The sequence below is a fragment of the Citrobacter sp. A316 genome (assembly GCF_002042945.1).
In the GTDB taxonomy this organism is placed as follows: Bacteria; Pseudomonadota; Gammaproteobacteria; order Enterobacterales; family Enterobacteriaceae; genus Citrobacter; species Citrobacter portucalensis.
Genome location: NZ_MVFZ01000002.1, coordinates 285,532 through 307,452 on the forward strand (window position 1 = coordinate 285,532; position 21,921 = coordinate 307,452).

At 53.8% G+C, this 21,921-nt stretch carries 20 protein-coding genes; 11 read left to right on the forward strand and 9 right to left on the reverse strand.

The features are described from left to right. Positions 1 to 7: 7 nt before the first annotated feature. Positions 8 to 1,030 carry a zinc-binding alcohol dehydrogenase family protein gene (locus BZK41_RS03390; RefSeq protein ID WP_079937173.1) on the reverse strand — a complete coding sequence of 341 codons (1,023 nt, stop codon included), beginning with the start codon at positions 1,028 to 1,030 and terminating at the stop codon, positions 8 to 10. Positions 1,031 to 1,166: 136 nt separating this feature from the next. On the opposite strand from BZK41_RS03390, the gene BZK41_RS03395 reads away from it, so the two are divergent. The 3 genes from BZK41_RS03395 (at position 1,167) to BZK41_RS03405 (ending at position 4,224) form a co-directional block, all read left to right on the forward strand. Further along, a complete protein-coding gene (locus BZK41_RS03395) occupies positions 1,167 to 2,081 on the forward strand; it encodes a GntR family transcriptional regulator (RefSeq protein ID WP_079937174.1) in 915 nt (304 codons plus the stop codon). Positions 2,082 to 2,294: 213 nt separating this feature from the next. Next, entirely contained in the window at positions 2,295 to 3,656 is a 1,362-nt protein-coding gene (locus tag BZK41_RS03400; RefSeq protein ID WP_061067180.1) for an MFS transporter, read from the forward strand. A 52-nt stretch (positions 3,657 to 3,708) separates the two neighbouring features. Continuing rightward, positions 3,709 to 4,224 (forward strand): GNAT family N-acetyltransferase, encoded by a 516-nt coding sequence (locus BZK41_RS03405; protein WP_079937175.1) that lies wholly within the window; start codon positions 3,709 to 3,711, stop codon positions 4,222 to 4,224. A gap of 86 nt (positions 4,225 to 4,310) precedes the next feature. Here the strand turns inward: BZK41_RS03405 and tsr are convergent, their stop codons facing one another. Further along, positions 4,311 to 5,972: a methyl-accepting chemotaxis protein gene (tsr, locus tag BZK41_RS03410; RefSeq protein WP_079937176.1), complete on the reverse strand. Its 1,662-nt coding sequence runs from the start codon at positions 5,970 to 5,972 to the stop codon at positions 4,311 to 4,313. Between the two features lie 191 nt (positions 5,973 to 6,163). Here tsr and BZK41_RS03415 point away from each other — a divergent pair, with 191 nt between their 5' ends. From BZK41_RS03415 to yjiA, 4 genes are all read left to right on the forward strand, one after another. Further along, entirely contained in the window at positions 6,164 to 6,706 is a 543-nt protein-coding gene (locus BZK41_RS03415) for a hypothetical protein (RefSeq protein WP_003830032.1), read from the forward strand. Between the two features lie 289 nt (positions 6,707 to 6,995). After that, positions 6,996 to 9,146, forward strand: coding sequence for a pyruvate/proton symporter BtsT (btsT, locus tag BZK41_RS03420; protein WP_079937177.1), 2,151 nt, complete (start codon positions 6,996 to 6,998; stop codon positions 9,144 to 9,146). Positions 9,147 to 9,196: 50 nt separating this feature from the next. Continuing rightward, positions 9,197 to 9,391, forward strand: coding sequence for a YbdD/YjiX family protein (locus tag BZK41_RS03425; RefSeq protein WP_003830038.1), 195 nt, complete (start codon positions 9,197 to 9,199; stop codon positions 9,389 to 9,391). Between the two features lie 12 nt (positions 9,392 to 9,403). After that, entirely contained in the window at positions 9,404 to 10,360 is a 957-nt protein-coding gene (yjiA, locus tag BZK41_RS03430) for a GTPase (RefSeq protein ID WP_079937178.1), read from the forward strand. 104 nt (positions 10,361 to 10,464) lie between these two features. On the opposite strand, the gene BZK41_RS03435 is transcribed toward yjiA, so the two are convergent. The 4 genes from BZK41_RS03435 to BZK41_RS03450 all read right to left on the reverse strand — a co-directional run bounded on the left by BZK41_RS03435 (position 10,465) and on the right by BZK41_RS03450 (position 13,369). Then, positions 10,465 to 11,529: a DUF2955 domain-containing protein gene (locus tag BZK41_RS03435; RefSeq protein WP_079937179.1), complete on the reverse strand. Its 1,065-nt coding sequence runs from the start codon at positions 11,527 to 11,529 to the stop codon at positions 10,465 to 10,467. Then, positions 11,519 to 12,586, reverse strand: coding sequence for an HlyD family secretion protein (locus tag BZK41_RS03440; protein ID WP_079937180.1), 1,068 nt, complete (start codon positions 12,584 to 12,586; stop codon positions 11,519 to 11,521). Before BZK41_RS03440 ends, BZK41_RS03435 begins: the two co-directional genes overlap by 11 nt. A gap of 6 nt (positions 12,587 to 12,592) precedes the next feature. Beyond that, entirely contained in the window at positions 12,593 to 13,057 is a 465-nt protein-coding gene (locus BZK41_RS03445) for a MarR family transcriptional regulator (RefSeq protein WP_079937181.1), read from the reverse strand. 147 nt (positions 13,058 to 13,204) lie between these two features. Continuing rightward, on the reverse strand, positions 13,205 to 13,369 hold the full coding sequence (locus BZK41_RS03450) for a DUF1127 domain-containing protein (RefSeq protein WP_072033891.1): 165 nt from the start codon (positions 13,367 to 13,369) through the stop codon (positions 13,205 to 13,207). 177 nt (positions 13,370 to 13,546) lie between these two features. Here BZK41_RS03450 and BZK41_RS03455 point away from each other — a divergent pair, with 177 nt between their 5' ends. Next, positions 13,547 to 14,959, forward strand: coding sequence for a PLP-dependent aminotransferase family protein (locus tag BZK41_RS03455; RefSeq protein WP_079937182.1), 1,413 nt, complete (start codon positions 13,547 to 13,549; stop codon positions 14,957 to 14,959). A 99-nt stretch (positions 14,960 to 15,058) separates the two neighbouring features. Here BZK41_RS03455 and BZK41_RS03460 read toward each other — a convergent pair whose 3' ends face one another. Further along, positions 15,059 to 15,985 (reverse strand): Rpn family recombination-promoting nuclease/putative transposase, encoded by a 927-nt coding sequence (locus BZK41_RS03460; protein ID WP_079937183.1) that lies wholly within the window; start codon positions 15,983 to 15,985, stop codon positions 15,059 to 15,061. A gap of 230 nt (positions 15,986 to 16,215) precedes the next feature. Here BZK41_RS03460 and BZK41_RS03470 point away from each other — a divergent pair, with 230 nt between their 5' ends. The 3 genes from BZK41_RS03470 (at position 16,216) to mdtM (ending at position 19,297) form a co-directional block, all read left to right on the forward strand. Beyond that, positions 16,216 to 17,031: an AraC family transcriptional regulator gene (locus BZK41_RS03470; protein WP_079937184.1), complete on the forward strand. Its 816-nt coding sequence runs from the start codon at positions 16,216 to 16,218 to the stop codon at positions 17,029 to 17,031. Between the two features lie 48 nt (positions 17,032 to 17,079). After that, complete coding sequence (locus BZK41_RS03475) at positions 17,080 to 17,730, forward strand: LysE family translocator (protein WP_079937185.1); 651 nt, start codon at positions 17,080 to 17,082, stop codon at positions 17,728 to 17,730. Between the two features lie 325 nt (positions 17,731 to 18,055). Continuing rightward, positions 18,056 to 19,297, forward strand: a complete 1,242-nt coding sequence (gene mdtM / locus BZK41_RS03480; protein ID WP_079937186.1) for a multidrug efflux MFS transporter MdtM — start codon at positions 18,056 to 18,058, stop codon at positions 19,295 to 19,297. A gap of 79 nt (positions 19,298 to 19,376) precedes the next feature. On the opposite strand, the gene metC is transcribed toward mdtM, so the two are convergent. Then, positions 19,377 to 20,567, reverse strand: coding sequence for a cystathionine beta-lyase (gene metC, locus BZK41_RS03485; protein WP_079937187.1), 1,191 nt, complete (start codon positions 20,565 to 20,567; stop codon positions 19,377 to 19,379). A gap of 30 nt (positions 20,568 to 20,597) precedes the next feature. After that, positions 20,598 to 21,830: a dicarboxylate/amino acid:cation symporter gene (locus BZK41_RS03490; protein WP_003830065.1), complete on the reverse strand. Its 1,233-nt coding sequence runs from the start codon at positions 21,828 to 21,830 to the stop codon at positions 20,598 to 20,600. Between the last annotated feature and the right edge of the window lie 91 nt (positions 21,831 to 21,921).

The following is a 21,921-nucleotide window of genomic DNA, read 5'->3' on the forward strand; positions in this document are numbered from 1 at the left end:
TTCCCTCTCAGAACGTGATCACGCCTTTAATCAGTTCACGGTTATTAATCACATCCCGTTCGTAGATTTCTGCCAGTGTGGCAAACGCGTAACGGTGCGTGAGCATCATGTCGGCGGTCAGTTTACCTTCCGACATCAGACGGCCCACTTTGGCGAAATCTTCCGGCGTGGCGTTGCGACTGCCCATCATGGTGGTCTCTTTCTTGTGGAACTCAGGGTCAGAAAACTGCAAATCACCTTTGAACAGCCCAACGAAAACAATGCTGCCGCCATGACGAATCAAATTCACCGTGTTATTCATCGCATGCTGATTCCCCGTGGCATCAATGACCTTTTGCGCCAGCGAACCGCCAAACTGGTCACGCAGTTGCGCATCAAAATCTTCAGCGGATGGGTCGATAACCGGGAGTCCCAACCGGGAAGACACGTGCTCCCGGCGTGCTGGACTGGTATCGGCGACCACCACCTGTGCGCCATCGGCTTTGGCAATCGCTGCCGCCCCCAGACCAATCGGACCAGCGCCGACCACCAGCACCTGCTCACCCGGAGCCACCGCCGCCCGGCGTACCGCATGCGCGCTGATGGCATAAGGCTCAATCAGTGCCGCCGCCTGCGGGTCAATCCCCTGCGCATCCAGCAGGTTGGTCACCGGAACAGAAAGATATTCACTGAAACCGCCATCCTGGTGCACGCCAATCACTGAAATCTTCTCGCAGCAGTTAGTGCGCCCGCTCAGGCATGCCGGACACTGCTGGCAGGCCACGTAAGGAATAACCGCCACCTGCTGACCATTTTTCAGATTCTGTATATTCTTACCCAGACCGACAATTTCCCCACATATTTCATGACCTAATACACGCGGGTAACTGAAAAAAGGCTGATTGCCACCCCAGGCATGAATATCGGTACCACAAATCCCTACCGACTTAATTTTAATTAATGCCTCACCCTCACCCGGAATAGGTATTTCGCGCTCTTTCCAGACTAATTTTTTAGGCTCCTGGCAAATCAACGTATTCATCGTAGACATGATTCTGCTCTCCTGTTTTTTGTTGCCTCAGATATCAACGAAAATAAAAAAGACGGAGAAAGCAGAAACACAATCTGTGAATCTCAGCGCATAAAAATGTTTTAAATCGGGTTTTAATAGATAAAAAGGAGAAGCCATGAGCCGTTCGCAGAACTTACGCCACAATGTGATTAACCAGATAATCGATGATATGGCGCGTGGTCATATCCCTTCCCCACTCCCCTCACAAAGCGCACTGGCGGAGATGTACAACATCAGCCGCACCACCGTGCGCCATATGCTGAGCCACTTAGGTGAGTGTGGCGTGCTGACCCAAGTCGGCAACCACTATGTCATCGTGCGAAAACCCGACCATGACGACGGTTTTGCGTGTACTACCGCCTCCATGACCGAGCAAAACCGGATTTTTGAACAAGCGTTTTTTACCATGATCAACCAGCGACAGCTGCGCGCAGGCGAGAGCTTCTCCGAACTGCAGCTTGCCAGGGCCGCAGGCGTCAGCCCGGTGGTAGTGCGGGAATATCTTTTAAAATTCGAACGTTACAACCTGATTAAAAACGAAAAACGCGGTCAGTGGAGCATGAAGCAGTTCGATCAGGCCTATGCGGAACAGCTGTTTGAACTCAGAGAGATGCTGGAAACGCATTCTCTGCAGCATTTTCTCAATCTGCCGGACGATGACCCGCGTTGGTTGCAGGCTAAAACGCTGCTGGAACGCCATCGGATCCTGCGCGACAGCATTGGCAGCAGCTTTCGTATGTTCTCGCAGTTAGATCGTGAGTTCCATGCTTTGCTACTCTCTGCTGCCGATAATGTATTTTTCAATCAATCACTTGAAATCATCTCTGTGATTTTCCACTTCCACTATCAGTGGGATGAGAGCGACCTTAAGCAGCGTAACATCATTGCCATTGATGAGCATATGACCATCCTCAGCGCGCTGATCTGTCGTAGCGACCTGGATGCCACCCTCGCGCTCTGTAACCATTTGAATTCAGCCAAACAATCGATGATTCGCTCCATCAACCAGGATCGTACCGTCGCACATTAAGTACCGATAAAAAACAGCAAATCATTACCGGGAGCACGATTTTATAAAAATAAAAACGCCTGAAAAATACCTCTTGCCTATGCTCACGCTAAGTCGACTGCATTAAAAACTTTTGTGAGCGGTGATGAGTAAATTGATTCATCACTGGTATTTTTTCAATACTGCACAGTCCTGCTGTGTAAAAAATAAATTATTGAGGTTCAGGAGTCCGGCGTGGAAAAAAATAATATTACCCTCGACCCAAGTTCTTCGTTTGGCACGTCGTCATCTGCGGATATTAATGTTCCGCCTGAGGGCATGGTGCAACGCAGTAGCCGAATAAAACGTATTCAGACCACAGCCATGATTTTATTATTTTTGGCTGCGGTAATTAATTATCTCGACCGCAGTTCTCTGTCGGTCGCCAACTTAACGATTCGTGAAGAACTGGGTCTGAGCGCCACGCAAATCGGCGTGCTGCTGTCGGTATTTTCTCTCGCTTACGGCATTGCGCAACTGCCCTGCGGCCCGCTACTGGATCGCAAAGGTCCGCGCATTATGCTGGGGCTGGGGATGTTCTTCTGGTCGCTGTTTCAGGCGATGTCCGGCATGGTGCACAGCTTCACCCAGTTTGTGTTGGTGCGTATCGGGATGGGGATCGGCGAAGCGCCAATGAACCCGTGCGGCGTAAAGGTCATCAACGACTGGTTTAACATCAAAGAGCGCGGCCGCCCGATGGGATTATTCAACGCCGCCTCCACCATCGGCGTTGCCATTAGCCCGCCGATTCTGGCTGCTATGATGCTGGTAATGGGTTGGCGCTGGATGTTCATCACCATTGGCGTGCTGGGTATTTTCCTCGCCATCGGCTGGTACATGCTGTATCGCAACCGCGAGCAAATTGAGCTGAGCGCCACGGAACAAGCGTACCTGAACGCTGGCAGCGTCAATGCCCGCCGCGATCCGCTGAGCTTTGCCGAATGGCGCAGCCTGTTCCGCAACCGTACCATGTGGGGCATGATGCTGGGCTTTAGCGGCATCAACTACACCGCATGGTTATATCTGGCCTGGCTGCCGGGCTACCTGCAAACCTCCTACAACCTGGATTTAAAAAGCACCGGATTAATGGCGGCGATCCCATTCCTGTTTGGCGCAGCCGGCATGTTGATTAACGGTTTTGTCACTGACTGGCTGGTGAAAGGCGGTATGGCGCCGATTAAGAGCCGTAAGATCTGTATTATCGCCGGGATGTTCTGCTCCGCAGCCTTCACCTTCGTCGTGCCACAGGCCACAACGTCGATGGCCGCCGTGTTACTGATCGGTATGGCTCTGTTCTGTATCCACTTCGCCGGTACCTCGTGCTGGGGCCTGATCCACGTCGCCGTCGCCTCACGTATGACCGCTTCCGTGGGCAGTATCCAGAACTTTGCCAGCTTTATCTGCGCGTCGTTCGCACCGATCGTCACCGGTTTTATTGTTGATACCACCAACTCTTTCCGCCTGGCGCTGATCATCTGCGGCTGCGTCACCATGGTGGGCGCCCTCGCCTACATCTTCCTGGTTCGCCAGCCCATCAGCGATCCGCGTAAAGATTAATCCTCCAGATGCCCGATAACACCGCGTTTATCGGGCATGTTATGCTCCTCGTATGAACATCACCTTGCGCGCTACTACTCTGGCAGACACTGCCGCTCTTCCCGCCATCGAACGATCTGCGGGGCAACGTTTTTTACTCATCCCCGAACTGGCGTGGATTGCTGACGACCAGATTATATCGCTTGCCCAACATCAGGCATTTGCCGCCGCAGGCATGAGCTGGCTGGCGCAGGTCGATGCGCTTCCGGTCGGTTTTTTGGTTGCCGAAACGCTGGGGTCATCACTATTTATTGCTGAACTGTCGCTGCATCTGGAGTGGCAGGGGAAAGGAATTGGCCGCAGATTGATTGAGTATGTTGCCGAACAGGCGCGCGCGAAAGGTTATACGTCGCTCACGCTGACTACTTTCCGCGATGTGCCGTGGAATGCGCCATGGTACGCGCGACTGGGTTTTGAAATGCTGGCTGACGAGACGCTGCCTGCAACGTTGCGCCAGAAAAGAGAAGAGGAAGCGGCGCATGGACTGGCATATGAATCGCGCTGCGCCATGCGCCTGATGTTGCGCTAATTGCCCGATGGCGGCTACGCCTTATCGGGCCTACGTAACATTCCCCACAGGCCGGATAAGCGACAGCGCTATCCGGCATCACAGGTTTAGAACGTTTCCCAGTTATCCCCGGCATCCGTTACCGCGGCTTTACGCGGCTGGACCGTTGAAACCGGTTTAACGGCCGCGACGTCACGCGCACGCTGTTGGTCATGCTGAATACGGAACACGGCAACGGCCTGAGTCAGACGGCTGGCCTGTTCTTCCAGCGCCGCAGCGGCGGCAGCAGATTCTTCCACCAGCGAGGCGTTCTGCTGCGTCACGCGATCCATCTCGGCAACGGCCAAACCAACCTGGTCAATACCGCGGCTCTGTTCATCAGAAGCAGAGGCGATTTCACCCATGATATCGGTCACGCGGGTTACCGCATTGACGATCTCATCCATGGTTTCACCGGCGCTTTCAACCAACGTTGAACCCACATCCACACGGCTGACCGAGTCTTCAATCAGGCTCTTGATCTCGCGCGCGGCCTGCGCACTACGCTGGGCCAGGTTACGTACTTCACCCGCAACTACCGCAAATCCACGGCCCTGCTCGCCCGCACGTGCCGCTTCTACCGCGGCGTTGAGCGCCAGAATGTTAGTCTGGAAGGCAATGCCGTCGATGACGCTGATAATGTCGGCGATTTTCTGCGAGCTGGATGCGATGTCGCGCATGGTTTGCACCACGTTATCCACTACTTTGCCGCCTTTCTGCGCGGTTTCAGAAGCACTCAGCGCCAGATGGCTGGCCTGACGCGCGTTTTCGGCGTTCTGCTTCACGGTCGCCGTCAGCTGTTCCATGCTGGCTGCGGTTTCTTCCAGAGATGCAGCCTGCTGTTCGGTACGCGAGGAGAGATCGTTATTGCCCATCGCAATCTCGCTGGCCCCGCTGTAAATCGCGTTAGCACCGTTACGCACGTCACCCACGGTATTCATCAGCTCACCCTGCATATGGCGCAGGCTTTCCGCCAGCTGTCCAATCTCGTTGGAACCTTCCACTTCAATACGCTTCACCAAATCGCCGCTGGCGATATGACGAATGCTGTCGATCAGACGGTTCATTGGAGAGATAAGGGTCAGTTTGATACCAAACCAGACCGCAATAATCGCCGCCAGTACGGTAATCAGCACACAAACCAACACCCACATCGCCTGGCTGTAAGAACTGTTGTTATCTTCCACCGCGATGTCATACAGGCGATCGTTCTGCTGCATGTAATTGATATACTGCTTCTCAAAACCATCCTGATAACTCTGCGTCGGTTGATCAAAGAATGCGTTGATCTTCCCGTCACCCAGTAACTGGATCAGCTCCGCCAGCGCGCCGTGATAGATGTCATAGGTGCGGTTAATCTCCTGGAAAGCGGCTTCGCTTTGGCGCGGATCGCGCGGGAGAGACTCGTAAATCGCCCAGTTTTTTTCCGTCAGCTTCAGCGCCGTACTCGCCACCTGCATCAGCTCGGCAACGGTCGCGCCGCTACCGATATTGCTCTGATCCATCATGTAGCGAATGCCTGCCCGGTTCAGGGTGTTACGCGTTTGCAGCAGCTCAACCCAGGTGGCGTTCAGCGCAGACTGTTGCTGGCGAATGGTTTGCAGAACGGTAAAGTTCTCTTTGTCATTCTTAAGTGAGTTAAAAAACAAGCCGCCTGAGGCGAGCTGTAAAAGGCCAAATAGCGCCAATACCAGCAGTAAGCTGGTAACAATCTTCATTCGTTTTAACATGTTTTCTCTTTCCGCTAGACAGATACTCTGGTTTTCGGCCTGGAAAGAGAAAACTTTATGGTGCCAGCAATTGCCACAGAATTATCGTTTTCACATTAAATACCGTTCCCTATGACAAATTACGCAAAAAATTAGTCGTTCCATTACGTCTTAGGTGTAGGATTCCGGTTTTTGAAGGAAAGGATGCTTCTATGTTAAATCGCGATTTTGATCACCTATCCACCCTCGCACACCACTTTTTTGAACGTGAAGATATTCGCCAAAAGCTCAATATCATCGATCAGTACAACATCTCCGGTTGGGAAGTCTGGATGCAGATAGAATTTGCCAATCTGCTGGCTTCGACGGGTCATGAATGGTGGCGTGAACAAACTCTTGCTTGCGATCTCCGGAAAAACCCACAGCGTTTGTCAGTGCGTGCAGATTTCTTGTTGCGGAAAAAAGGCTGGACGCAGGATAGCTACATTGCGCTTGAACTCAAACAGAACCAGGATCCGACAAGCTGCGTCAGAAATATGATTGCTGATTTGGTTAAAAGCGCAAAAATCAAACGTTCGGAATTAGAGCTGCGTAGCTTCTGGACGCTGGGGGTAACGCCCCGCATAGATAAAGAGCGCCTCGATGAACTCATTGACTACTATCTGGATGAAAAATATTACCTGACTAAATCACGTAAGAAACATGTGTTGCTCAGAGACATCGAACATACGCCTTACTGTTATATCGTAATCTGAGTCTCTCAGTGAGGTGCTTTGTCAGTGGGAAAACACGGCATGTAGACAGGCAAACGCTATAATGCCGTGATCTCAATCACATAAATATCCCCGTTAACCCCTACCGCTTACCGCTCACTGACACTTGGGACCGCTTAAGCTGACATACAACCGCTCACTTATTTACCTTACTTTACGCGCGTAATTCTCTGGCAAGATCCCCCCAACATAGCAGTCAAATAACCTCCTCAAACACAAGATCAAACCCACGCGGCTTCGGCCAATTATTAATTAGATACCAGGTTTTACTATGGATACGAAAAAGATATTCAAGCACATACCCTGGGTGATTCTCGGAATCATCGGTGCATTCTGCCTCTCGGTAGTGGCATTACGTCGGGGTGAACACATTAGTGCCCTGTGGATCGTGGTCGCCTCAGTTTCTGTTTATCTGGTGGCCTATCGTTACTACAGCCTGTACATCGCCCAAAAGGTGATGAAACTTGACCCAACGCGTGCTACGCCAGCGGTCATCAACAATGACGGTCTGAACTACGTTCCAACCAACCGTAACGTATTGTTTGGCCACCACTTTGCCGCTATCGCAGGTGCAGGTCCGCTGGTTGGGCCGGTACTGGCTGCGCAGATGGGCTACCTGCCCGGTACGCTGTGGCTGTTGGCAGGCGTCGTGCTGGCCGGTGCGGTGCAGGACTTCATGGTGCTGTTTATCTCTTCCCGCCGTAACGGCGCATCTCTGGGTGAGATGATCAAAGAAGAGATGGGCCCGATCCCGGGAACCATTGCGCTGTTCGGCTGCTTCTTAATCATGATCATCATCCTCGCAGTACTGGCGCTGATCGTGGTAAAAGCGCTGGCGGAAAGCCCGTGGGGTGTGTTCACCGTCTGCTCAACCGTACCTATCGCGTTGTTCATGGGGATCTACATGCGATTCTTGCGACCAGGACGTGTGGGTGAAGTGTCGGTGATTGGTATTGTGCTGCTGGTTGCTTCTATCTACTTCGGCGGCGTGATTGCGCATGACCCGTACTGGGGCCCGGCGCTGACCTTTAAAGACACCACCATTACCTTTACCCTGATCGGTTACGCGTTTATCTCTGCGCTGCTGCCGGTATGGCTGATCCTCGCTCCGCGTGACTATCTGGCTACCTTCCTGAAAATCGGCGTTATCGTCGGTCTGGCGGTGGGGATTGTTATCCTCAACCCGGAACTGAAAATGCCGGCGATGACGCAGTACGTTGATGGTACCGGTCCGCTGTGGAAAGGCGCTCTGTTCCCGTTCCTGTTCATCACCATCGCATGTGGTGCGGTATCAGGCTTCCACGCGCTGATTGCTTCCGGTACCACACCGAAGCTGCTGGCCTGTGAAACCGATGCGCGCTTTATCGGTTACGGCGCGATGCTGATGGAATCCTTCGTCGCAATTATGGCGCTGGTTGCCGCGTCTATCATCGAACCGGGTCTGTACTTCGCGATGAACACCCCGCCTGCAGGACTTGGCATCACCATGCCGAACCTGCATGAAATGAGCGGCGAAAACGCACCGCTGATTATGGCGCAGCTGAAAGATGTTACCGCACATGCGGCAGCGACCGTCAGCTCCTGGGGCTTCGTCATTTCGCCTGAGCAGATCCTGCAAACCGCGAAAGACATCGGTGAACCGTCCGTTCTGAACCGTGCAGGTGGCGCACCGACGCTGGCTGTGGGTATCGCTCACGTATTCCACAAAGTGCTGCCGATGGCTGATATGGGCTTCTGGTACCACTTCGGTATTCTGTTTGAAGCGCTGTTCATCCTGACCGCACTGGATGCCGGTACCCGTTCTGGCCGCTTTATGCTGCAGGATTTACTGGGTAACTTCGTGCCGTTCCTGAAGAAAACCGACTCCCTGGTTGCAGGCGTTGTAGGTACTGCGGGCTGCGTAGGCCTGTGGGGTTACCTGCTGTATCAAGGCGTTGTTGACCCGCTGGGCGGCGTTAAGAGCCTGTGGCCGCTGTTCGGTATCTCTAACCAGATGCTGGCTGCCGTGGCACTGGTGCTGGGCACCGTGGTGCTGGTTAAAATGCAGCGCACCAAATACATCTGGGTTACCGTTGTTCCGGCAGTATGGCTGCTTATCTGTACCACCTGGGCGCTGGGTCTGAAACTGTTCAGCACCAACCCGCAGATGGAAGGCTTCTTCTTCATGGCGAATCAGTACAAAGAGAAGATTGCTAACGGCGGCGAACTGACCGCTCAGCAGATTGCCAACATGAACCACATCGTCGTCAACAACTACACCAACGCAGGTCTGAGTATTCTGTTCCTGGTGGTGGTGTACAGCATCATTTTCTACGGGTTCCGTACCTGGCAGAAAGCCCGCGCCATCGACGGTCGCTCTGATAAAGAGACACCGTATGTACCGGTGCCGGAAGGCGGCGTGAAGACCTCTTCACACCACTAAGATGTATTCAGCCCCGCTCCGGCGGGGCTTTTCGCTTATCAGGATTGTTTATGTTTGGTACTTTAGGTCAGGCAAAAAAATATCTCGGTCAGGCGGCGAAGATGCTGATTGGCATTCCGGACTACGACAACTATGTCGAGCACATGAAGACCAACCATCCCGATAAGCCTTACATGACCTACGAAGAATTCTTCCGCGAGCGCCAGGAAGCCCGCTACGGTAGCGGCGGAAGCAGTTGCTGTTAGAAGGAGAAGTGAATGACCCCGATTGCAGTTACCCTACTCACCGGTTTTCTTGGCGCGGGTAAAACCACCCTACTGCGCCATATTCTCAACGAGCAGCACGGTTACAAGATTGCCGTTATCGAAAACGAATTCGGCGAAGTCTCGGTGGACGATCAGCTGATTGGCGATCGCGCTACGCAGATCAAAACTCTGACCAACGGCTGCATTTGCTGTACCCGCTCCAGTGAGCTGGAAGACGCACTGTTAGACCTGCTCGACAACCTCGACAAAGGCACCATCAATTTCGACCGTCTGGTGATCGAGTGCACCGGCATGGCCGACCCCGGCCCGATTATTCAGACCTTTTTCTCCCATGAAGAGATTTGCGAACGCTACCTGCTGGACGGCGTAATTGCGCTGGTTGACGCGGTACATGCCGACGAGCAGATGAACCAGTTCACCATCGCCCAGTCGCAGGTGGGCTATGCCGACCGCATCCTGCTGACCAAAACCGACGTCGCGGGAGAAAGCGAAAAACTGCGTGAGCGCCTGGTGCGCATCAACGCCCGCGCCCCGGTGTATACCGTGACGCATGGCGATATCGACCTCTCCCTGCTGTTCGATACCAACGGTTTTATGCTGGAAGAGAACGTGGTCAGCGCCAAACCGCGCTTCCACTTTATCGCCGACAAGCAAAACGATATCTCCTCGATCGTCGTCGAGCTGGATTACCCGGTCAACATCAGCGACGTGTCGCGAGTGATGGAAAACCTGCTGCTGGAATCCGCCGAGAAGCTACTGCGCTACAAAGGTATGCTGTGGATTGAAGGCGAGCCAAACCGCCTGCTGTTCCAGGGCGTCCAGCGCCTGTACAGCGCCGACTGGGACCGCCCGTGGGGCGACGAACAACCGCACAGCCAGCTGGTGTTTATCGGCATTAATTTGCCGGAAGACGAGATCCGAGCCGCGTTTGCGGGATTGAAGAAGTAACCCCCTGCTGAATTGCCCGGTGGCGCTACGCTTACCGGGCCTACAAATGGCACTTTCCCGTAGGCCGGATAAGGCGCAGCCGCCATTCGGCACTTCCCCCCCACTCACTCGGTAATCACAAACCTCGTCGCGGCAAAGCAGTTCAACACCCGATGCACCAGAAATACCATGGTGAGCGTTGCCACCAGCGCGACGGTGACAGAGGTGATGCGGTACAGATCGCTGAATACCAGGTCCAGATCCGGGTGCAGGTTCTGGCCAAACATAATGCCGATGGTAGTGATACTGGCAAAACCCACGCCCGCCCCGACTTTTTCCATTACGTGCAGGCGGGCGCTGAACGCCAGCCCGAGGCCAATCAGCGGCATCATCAGCACCATGTGGTTGCTGAAATCATAGATAAGCAGCTGCACCAGCAGAATATACAGGCAGGCAAGCACCACCCCGACCACGCGCCAGATCGAGCTAATCACCGCGCCGCGGTAGTGCATCGGAAACAGGATCAAAATGCCTGCCATCAGCGCCGACAGCGAATCACTCAAATCGCAGATCTGGAAGACCACAAAAATCATCGTCGCCACCGTACCGGAAAGCAGCGATTCATGGCGCACCCGGGCGGCATCTTTCTCAATGCGCGGCGGTGGCTGGCGGGGTTCCACGTCCGGAATCAGATAATGCAGCAGCGCGCTCAGCGCCACCGCCATTACGCAGGCTTCCATATTGGAGAACATCAGCGTATGCCAGTTGGTGGTGGGATAACTCATAAAGTTGAGCATCGTGCTCTGGCACACCACGCCCATCGAGCCGAGCAGAAACAGCGGGCCTTTGCTCATAAAACGAAAACGCATCACATACAGGCCGAACACCACCAGTGTCATAACCAGCGGCCACTGTGAAAGATAGCCGACAATCAGCACCATTTCGACGCAGTTCACCGCCGCGCTGAACACGAACTGTTTTGCCACATGGCGGTTGAACACCGGCACCAGCGACAGCAACATCAGCGGATAAACCACAAAAAATACGCCGTACTGCACATTGTAGAATGTCGAGATACTCAGCGCGATTGTCCCGGCAATGGAGATACGCAGGGTCTGGCGAAAATCATTGGCGGTGTAGACAATATTCCCGTGCGGCGTAAAGACATGGGCCAGCGTGTTAATAGACATAATGCAGCCAGCTGACGAGGTGGATCTGCGCCCCGGCAAAGGTGCGGGCGAACATCCCTTCGCTGTTATACAGCTGTACCGTGGCGCGCGCCCCGGTCGGTAACGGCGTGTCGAGCGGTTCGTTCAGCGCCACATGAATGCGCATACGCTGAGCATCGCGCACCCAACGGGTGGACTGTTCCGGTTGCGACAACTGGCCGTTAACCTGTTCCTGACCCGCAAGAATACCGGCATCGCTGCTGGTGACGCGGGCAGAGAAAACCTTGCCCGGCATGGCGTCAAAAACTACGGCGGCATCGGTATCAACCCGAGTGTGGCGCAGACTTTTCTCGCGAAAGTCAGCCACGATATCGGTCTGATGGCTGACCAACGCCAGCAGCGGCGTGGCGGCGGTGGCATACAGTCCGGGGCTAAGCTGGAGATTGCTCACCGTACCGTCGGTCTGGGCATACACTTTGCTCCAGCCGAGGTTCAGTTGCGCCTCTTCCAGCGCGTTACGGTATTTTTGCAGCGTCACGTTACGCTTGTCATCGCGCTCGCCGCGCTGGATCAGCAGGTTCTGAATACTGGCATTCAGCGCCGCCACCGACTGCTCGCTGGTTTGCCAGGCGGTGCGCACCTTGTCGAGATCGGATTGTGAGACGTTCTGCATGGCACTCAGGCGCTGATAGCGGTCTAAGGTGGTCTTATCGTTGTGAGCGTTGAATTGCGCGGTGCGCAGGTTGGCGCGGGCAGAGGCAATCTGTGCATCCAGCTGTTGATTGCTCAGCTTCGCCTGCTCAAGGGCAATTTGCGCCGCCTCGACCTTATTGATAAATGGCGTCGGATCCAGTTCGTACAGCAAATCGCCCTTCTTCACCTGGCTATTATTGTGTACATGCACCTGCGAGACGTAGCCGGAAACGCGTGAGGAAACGGGTGTTACCACACGCATCACCGTGGAATCCGGCGTCAGCGGGATCCAGATATCGGCAACGATAAACCAGGCGAATATTACCAGGAAAGCGGCAATACTCACCCTTACCCAACGGGCAAATTTTTGTTCTGGGGTCATCATAGTTTTTTAGTGTTGATTGTCTTCTTCGCGGATTGTCCGCAAATTGCAGGCGAGTTGATTTAAGGTCGCGCTGAAGGAGGCAAGCTCCGCTTCAGGAATGGTGCAGGTGACGCGATGTTGATAGTTATCAATCACCCGGTTTAGTTCTTCAAGCCTTGAGCGGCCTTGCGCAGTCAGCGTTAGCAGGCGGATGCGTTTGTCATAAGGCGATGTAGAACGCAGCAGATAGCCCTGCTTTTCCAGCTGCGAGAGAGTGCGCATCAGCGGCGGCAGTTCAATGCCCTGCATTTGTGCCAGTTCGCTAACCGAGACGTTGTCTCCCAGTTGATACAGCTGCATCAGTACCGTCCAGCTGGACTGCGTCAGGCCAGTATCGGTGATGGCAGCATCAATAATGGCCCGCCACTGGCGCACCACCATTGCCATGCGCATCCCCATCGGGCGGCGGGCAAACAGTTCATCTTCAGTCATCTTACTTTCCTCTCATCGCTAAAGAGAAAATAATACTTATCAGGGTAAGTATCAAGAAACGGACTAACCAGAAGCATGAATTGATAAATATCGTGAATGTAAAAGAGGCCGGGGCGATAACCCCCAGCCTCTGTCGATGAAAGAAAATCACTCCACCTGATCGCGTCGCAGCCCGACGTCCCGCAGCCGCTCGTCGCTCATCTGTTGCAATACACGCCGCGTTTGCGCTCGCAGCCGCCACGCCTTGTATGCCCGCCAGATCAGTACAAACCCAATAAACGACTGTTTTGCTTTATTCTCGTGAAATTCCATACCTTGCCTCCCCACCTTGCCAGAGGCTCTATCTTCACGGATCTGGTCCAAAACAATACAGACTCACAAAGTACTTTTATTTAACATACAGATTGGTTAAAAAGAGTTCTGCATCGCTTTTTTCACGCCAATCTGTACTGGTTTTTTAATCTGTATGGTACCCATGAGGGATACAGCATGACGCGTTACCAACATCTGGCCAACCTGCTGGCCGAACGCATTGAGCAAGGGCTGTATCGCCATGGCGAAAAACTGCCCTCGGTACGTAGCCTGAGCCAGGAGCACGGGGTCAGCATCAGCACCGTCCAGCAGGCGTATCAGACGCTGGAACAGCGCCAGTTGATCACGCCCCAGCCGCGTTCCGGTTATTTTGTCGCGCCACAAAAAGCGCAGCCACCCGTGCCACCGATGTCGCGCCCGGTGCAGCGTCCGGTCGAAATCACCCAGTGGGATCAGGTGCTGGATATGCTAAAGGGCAACGCGGACAAATCGATAATCCCGTTTAGCAGCGGCGTACCCGACATTGATCAACCGAGCCTGAAGCCGCTGTGGCGTGAGCTCAGCCGCGTGGCGCAGCATAATCTGCGCGCGATACTGGGCTACGATGAAATATCCGGATGCCGTGAACTGCGTCAGCAGATTGCACGGCTGATGCTGGATGGCGGTTCAGTGGTCAATGCAGACGATATTGTGATCACCAGCGGCAGTCAGTGCGGGATGTCGCTGGCGCTGCTGACGGTCTGCCAGCCCGGAGATATTGTCGCCGTTGAATCACCGGCCTACTACGGCACGATGCAGCTACTGCGCGGCTTAGGGATCAAGGTGATTGAGATCCCAACCGATCCGGATACCGGGATCAGTATTGAAGCGCTGGAGCTGGCGCTGGATCAGTGGCCGATCAAAGGTGTGCTGCTGGTTCCCAACTGTAACAACCCGCTCGGATTCATTATGCCGGATGCGCGTAAACGGGCGGTGCTCGCCCTCGCCCAACGGCACGATATTGTGATTTTTGAAGACGATGTGTATGGCGAGCTGGCCACAGAGTATCCGCGCCCGCGCACGATACACTCCTGGGACAGCGACGGTCGGGTAATACTCTGCAGTTCATTTACCAAATCCGTCGCCCCCGGTCTGCGGGTGGGTTGGGTGGTGCCCGGTCGCTATTACAACAAACTGCTGCACATGAAGTACGCCGTCATTGGAACTAACGTTCCCGCTACGCAACTGGCAGCGGCTTCCTTTGTGCGCGAAGGTCATTATCATCGGCATATCCGGCGTATGCGCCAGATTTATCAGCGTAATATGGAGATCTACACCTGCTGGGTACGGGAATACTTCCCCTGCGGGATCTGCGTCACCCGTCCGAAAGGCGGCTTTATGCTGTGGGTCGAGCTGCCGCTCCAGGTCGATATGGTCTGTGTCGCTAAGCAGCTCTGTCGCCTCAAAATCCAGGTTGCGCCGGGTTCGCTGTTCTCCGCATCCGGAAAGTATCGCAACTGCGTGCGCATCAATTGTGCGTTGCCGCCAAATGAGAAGCATCGGGAAGTGATGCAAAAGCTCGGCGAAGCGGTAAAAACGGCGATAGAGTAAACCGGACCAGCCGATGCTTTCGGGCAGGCGATTGCACGGTTTAAGTCATTTCTAATGGCTTACGCCCTGAATATCTTCAACGGAAAGTCGGGTAATTTTTTACACCGTGCTGATATCAATGCCATCTGCCAGCATGGTGCGGGCAATTCGTAGCGCCTCATCACGTCGTCCCTTTATTAGCCCTTCCTGTTTGCCTTCTTTTTTGCCTTCTTTTTTGCCTTCTTGTTTACCTTCCTGCTTACCTTCAAGCCATCCTTTTTGAAATCCTGCCTCATGCAATCTGTCCGCGATCGTCATCAAATGCTCCTTGTGCTGCGGTGAACGTTCGGCAACCCCGCGAATAAACTCACTGAATCGAGGTGCATCGCCAGTTCGTAAAATATAATTAAACAGTGTCTTTATCTGGCTGTCATTAGTCAGTCCGGTAAGTAGCAGGGAAACAATTTGCTCAACCAGCCCCATAAGATCGCGCTGACGGATATGTTTTTGGATTAACTCCAGCAGCGCCATACGTCGATGCTGCACAATTTCGTCATCCGGTATGACCGTAATATCCACCAGCGGAAACGCCGCAGCATACAGCTTACGAGCCAGCTTCGGGTTGGCAAACTCATCCAGCCAGCACAGTGAATAAGGGTACGGGCTTTTAGCGCCGTGATAGAACAGCATCGGCACCACCAGCGGCAATTGCTGATGCCCGGCATCTAAATGTTTCTGCATGGCCGCTACTGCATAACGCATCAGTCTGAATGCCATATGCGCATCCGGTGTGCTTTGGTGTTCAATCACCACGTAAATATATCCATCCCCATCCGTCGTTTTCACCGACCACAGCACATCGGAATAATACGCACGTAAATCCTCTTCAATGAAACTGTCTGACTCGAGTTTAAGCGTCTGAAGATCGCAAAGCTCGCGCAGCGAAGCGGGAAGATGTATTTGTAGGAAATCCCGAGCAGTCTCAGGGTGGCGTAAAAACGTTTTAAAAACCGCATCGTGCGGAGTGGAAGTGGGAGCTTTGTTCATGGCGATCCATCACCTGGAAATAAGATGCCGTGACTGTAGCGCCGTAAAACCGTCCCCTCACCTGCAACTTTCTCTCTTTGCGAGGCAATTTCCGGGATATCAACGTCCTTATGTAACATCTGCATTTGTCTGGAACACGTCACGCAGAATCGCCATCTCACTGCACATTCCCACTTTTTCACCACCCGGCCTGTGCTATAACAAATCATCACCTTCAGGGAGGACACGATGTGACGCATACCCGAGATATTCCACAATCGTTCTGGCGTGATGAGCAGTTGCCGTGGCTGGAACTACGCAGCACCTGGCAAAGTCAGCAGGCCTATAAGCGGCATCACCACTCTCAGCTATCGATTGGGGCAATTCTCGAGGGGGAAACGTGCTGCCTGTGTGATGGCAAGGAATACCATCTGCAGGTGGGCGATCTGATTGTGATCCCGCCGCTGGCACCTCACAGCTGTAATCCAGTTAACGGACAGTTTCGCAGCTATCACATGCTTTATCTTGATGTCCGCTGGTGTCTTGCTAATCTGCCTGCGCAGAACACCAATCAGCTGCTTTGCACGCGTGATCCCGTTATCCGCGATGCGCAATTATTCCAGCGTTATATGCACCTTGTGGCGCTCATGCCGCAACGGCAAACCGCGCAAATAACGGATGCCGCGCAAGCATTGCTTCACTCGCTGCCGTTGCAGTCGGTCACACCAGAAAACCTAAGCGCCACCAGCCAATATCTGTGCGAACGGTTGCAATCCAGCCTGCTCGCACCGCCCTCACTCGATGAGCTGGCACATGAGTGCCACATGCGTAAAGAGACGTTGATCCGTACCTTTAAGCAGGACACCGGGCTGACGCCAGGAAGTTATCTGAATATCATACGGATTGACTATGCTCGCCAGCGGCTGCGGGCCGGGGACGAAATTGCCGATGTCGGCTACCAGAGCGGGTTTGCCGACCAGAGCCATTTCCATCGCACCTTTGTTCGCTACACCGCCGCCACACCGCGCCAGTACGCGTTGGGACGATCAATATCAGACAATAATTAACGCTGTGTCAGGCGTACGGTTATCTCAGATTCATTCTCTGAGGTTGCTATGTCACTGCTTGCTGAACTTTTTCCGTCTGCTTTTCCCGCGCTGGCGCTGGCGCATTTCGTCGCATTGCTTAGCCCCGGGCCGGACTTCTTTTTACTGGTCGGTTACGCCGTACGATACCGGATGCGCGGCAGCGCCGGGCTGTGCGTGGGGATCGCTTTAGGCAACGGGCTGTATATCCTGCTGGCAATTATCGGTTGGGGGATCCTGCGCCAGCTTCCCCTGTTGTTTACCATTATTGAGCTGCTGGGCGCGCTCTATTTGTTGTGGATTGGCAGCCTGCTGATACGCAGCCGCCCGCAAACGCTGACCGGAGCAGATGCCCAGTCTACCTGTCCAGGATTTGGTAAACAGCTGCTGCTGGGATTGGGTTCGTCACTGCTCAACCCAAAAAATGCGCTGTTCTATCTGGCGCTGATGACCGCCCTGCTCGGTCCGTCGGTGACGCTGCTGCAACAAACCATGAGCGGGATCTGGATGACCAGCGTGGTGCTGTGCTGGGATCTGCTGATCGTGATGTTCATCGGTTTACCGCAGATCCAGCGGCGCTTAACCAGAGGAATATTATGGGTAGAGCGTATTGCTGGGGGGGTATTAATTATCTTCGGTTGTGCCATCGCGCTGCGGTTTTTGCAGAGCATCGTAGTCTGATTTGCAGGGCGATTTTCTGCACATAAACCGGATAAACTCGTTTAATTAATATCCAATCCGCATTACACTGCGGAAGGTTATTACCCGTTCAACTTACTCTTCCCGAGGTGCGATGTGCTGATTGTTACCTGTAATCGTTACGTTTTCTGACCCCGCGTCAGTGAACGTATCTTCTGTTTGCGCTTCGCGCAGACAGCGTTTTTGATTACATGAAATTCAGTACATTTGCAGTCTGCTTTTTTTCTGTCATCGGTCTGACGTCTCAAAGACGGTATTGAATTTCGCTATTCCCGTTGAGGGTTTTCTCCCGACAAGGAGCTGTTTTATGCAACGGATTCTCGCGTTTTTCTCCCAACGCGCCACAACGCTATTTTTTCCTGTCGCGTTGATTTTATATGACTTCGCCGCCTATCTGTCGACGGACCTGATCCAGCCCGGCATCATCAATGTAGTACGTGATTTCAATGCCGATGTCAGCCTGGCACCCGCTGCGGTGAGCCTCTATCTGGCTGGCGGCATGGCGCTGCAATGGCTGCTGGGGCCGCTTTCCGACCGAATTGGCCGTCGACCGGTGCTGATTGCGGGGGCGTTAATCTTTACCCTCGCCTGCGCTGCCACGCTGTTCACTACCTCAATGACGCAATTTCTGGTCGCCCGATTTGTGCAGGGCACCAGCATCTGCTTTATCGCGACCGTAGGCTATGTCACGGTACAGGAGGCGTTTGGGCAAACGAAGGCCATTAAGTTAATGGCGATAATCACTTCCATTGTGCTCGTTGCACCGGTTATCGGCCCGCTTTCCGGGGCGGCGCTGATGCACTTTGTACACTGGAAGATCTTGTTTGCCATCATTGCCGTCATGGGGCTTATCGCCCTGATTGGGTTAACGTTAGCCATGCCGGAAACCGTCCAGCGCGGTGCGGTGCCGTTCAGCGCGCGCGGCGTACTGCGTGATTTCCGCGACGTTTTCCGCAACCGGGTGTTCCTGTTTGGCGCTGCCACGCTGGCGTTAAGCTATATCCCGATGATGAGCTGGGTGGCGGTCTCGCCGGTTATTCTGATCGACGCAGGCGGTATGAGCACATCGGAGTTTGCCTGGGCACAGGCTCCGGTGTTCGGCGCAGTGATCGTCGCTAATATGGTGGTGGTTCGTTTCGTGAAAGATCCGACCCGACCACGCTTTATCTGGCGGGCCGTACCTATACAGATGAGCGGGCTGGCGGTGCTGATTGTCGGCAATTTACTGTGGCCGCACGTCTGGCTGTGGTCGGTACTGGGGACCAGCCTGTATGCGTTTGGTATTGGGATGATCTTCCCGACGCTGTTCCGCTTTACGCTGTTTTCCAACAACTTACCTAAAGGTACGGTCTCGGCGTCTCTCAATATGGTGATCCTGACGGTGATGGCGGTTGCTGTCGAAATTGGACGCTGGCTATGGTTTAACAGCGGCAGGGTTTCGTTTCATCTGCTGGCGGTTGCAGCGGGGATCGCTGTCGTGTTCACGCTGGCAGGCTTACTCAAACGTGTACGTCAGCATGAGGCAACGACGTTAGCCACTGAAAACTAACCTGCCCGCTTATCCGGCCTACGACAACTATGTAGGCCGGATAAGCATTTGCGCCGCATCCGGCTACGATCACCTCACCTTACGCAATGCGTGCAAATCCCGCGTCCAGATCGGCAATCAGGTCGTCGATATCCTCAAGGCCGATATGCACCCTGACCAGCGTGCCGCTGAAATCCACCTCTCCAGCCGGGCGAATGCTATTTAGCTCTTCCGGCTGGTTCGCCAGAATGAGCGACTCAAATCCGCCCCACGAATAGGCCATATGGAACAGTGAGAAATTATCGAGGAAATTCGCCATCTGTTCGTCGGTCAGTCTCTTTTTCAGCACAAACGAGAACAGGCCTGAGCTCCCGGTAAAATCACGCTGAAAATACTCATGGCCTGGACATTCCGGTAATGCCGGATGATTCACCCGCGCCACTTCCGGCCTTGCCGACAGCCAGCGGGCAATATGGATACTACTCTCCTGATGCTGCTTAAGGCGTACCGCCAGGGTGCGCAATCCGCGGCTGCCGTTGTAGGCCGTATCGGCGTCCAGCGTTTGCCCCATCAGATAGGAGTTCTCGCGCAGACGATCCCAACAACGGGCGTTGGACACCGCCGTGCCCAGCATGGCGTCCGAATGGCCGATGGTGTACTTCGTTCCCGCCTGAATGGAAATATCCACACCATAATCCAGCGCTTTGAACAGCACGCCCGCCGCCCAGGTGTTGTCGATCATAATGACAATCTCCGGATTCACCGCGCGAATAGCCTTCACCATCCCCGGCACGTCCTGAACTTCCATCGTGATAGAACTTGGTGACTCAAGGAATACTACCTTCGTTTCTGGCCGCAGAAGATCGACAATGCCAGCGCCAATCAGCGGATCGTAATACGTTGTTTCCACGTTGAATTTGCTCAGGATCTTATTGCAAAAATCCTGGGTTGGCTCATAGGCCGCACCCGTCATCAGAATATGATCGCCCCCCTGAACAAACGCCAGAATCGCATTGGTCACCGCCGCAGCACCACATGGGTACAACGCGCAGCCAACACCGCCTTCCAGTTCGCTCATTGCCTTCTGGAAAGCAAAGTGGGTATAGGTTCCGCGACGGCCGTAAAACAGCTCGCCGTTCGCGCGATTAGCGGTGGCAAATTTCTTGTCCTTCACGGTATCAAATACCAGTGAAGAGGCACGTTGGATAACCGGATTCACCGCTCCCTGGGTGTAGCGTTTATCGCGACCGGCAACAACCAGGTGCGTTTCAAGTTTCATTGCGTCTTTCATAACATCTCCTGTTCTTAATCCGTGTGAAACCTATACCACCGCAGCAGTAGAGTTTATTTCAGTGTTGGTCTGCTTTTTTCCAGCGAACCGTTCAACAATCTGCGCCGCATTCAAATCATGGATAACGTTAATCAGTGTGGCCGGCGCATCGGTAATGGTGCCAAGCACCACCAGCATCGGGATTGCTTCCATCGGCAGGCCCAGCGTGGTGACGATAAAGATTTCACCGAGGAACGCCCCGCCCGGCACGCCACCAACGATAATGGCGGAGAGCACCGCAATCAGCATCGTCAGGAAGAAAGTTTCGGTGGTGAATTCCATGCCCAGCACGGAATAGATAAAGACAATTTTTAGCGCGGCAATCATCGCCACGCCGCCCTTGTTGAGGTTAACCAGCAGCGGAATGGAGACATCAACGATTTCCGGGTTGATCCCCATCGCCTTACCGGCACGCAGCGTCACCGGGAGCGTCCCCAGCGAAGAGCAGGTCCCCAGCGCGGTCGCAGACGGTTCAATTGCGTTACGCCAGAAGGCTTTGACCGCCGGAATACCGCCGCCAATATACGAATAGAGAATCGAGCCAAAAACAAAATAGACCAGCGTGGCAACCATAAACAGGCCGATGGCGCGGGCAAAGGTTAATAATAGTGCAGAGTCCTGACTGGCCATGGTGGCGGCGAAGTAGCAGCCCAGACCAATCGGCGCGACCTTCATAATGATCGAGACGATCTTCATGATCACGGTATTGGCATCTTCCAGCAGCGACGCAATGCGTTTACCGGCCTGATCCGACTGACCAATCGCCACACCGGCGATGATCGCCATTACGATCAGCGCCAGAATGTTGGACTTAGAAAACAGTCCGATAAAGTCGCTGGTGGTGATCATACTGACAAAATCCATCTTGCCGCTGCCCGCCTGCACCGACTGCGAGAGATCGATAGTGACGCCCTGCGCCGGGTTATACCATAGCGCCAACGCAACGATCCCGGCGGCTGGAATAAAGGCCATTGCGATCGAAACAATAAAGATTATCGCCATAATACGCCCCAGCCTTTTCAGGTCGGTCATACTGGCGATCGAAGACATGACGCTGATCCCCACCAGCGGCACAATAATCATAAATAACAGGTTCAGGAATATCTGACCTATTGGCTGGAGTTTACTTGCAAACGATGGGGCATAAATACCTAATAAGCCGCCAATCACCAGAGCAACTAATAAAATAATCGACGATTTGTAGGGTTCGAGTCGTGACCACATAATCGGTACCTTTAGAATAATAATTAATGAGATTAAATTCACAATGTGATGAGTTTCCGTTTCGCCTCCTTTTATTTTGTGACGTAACTCA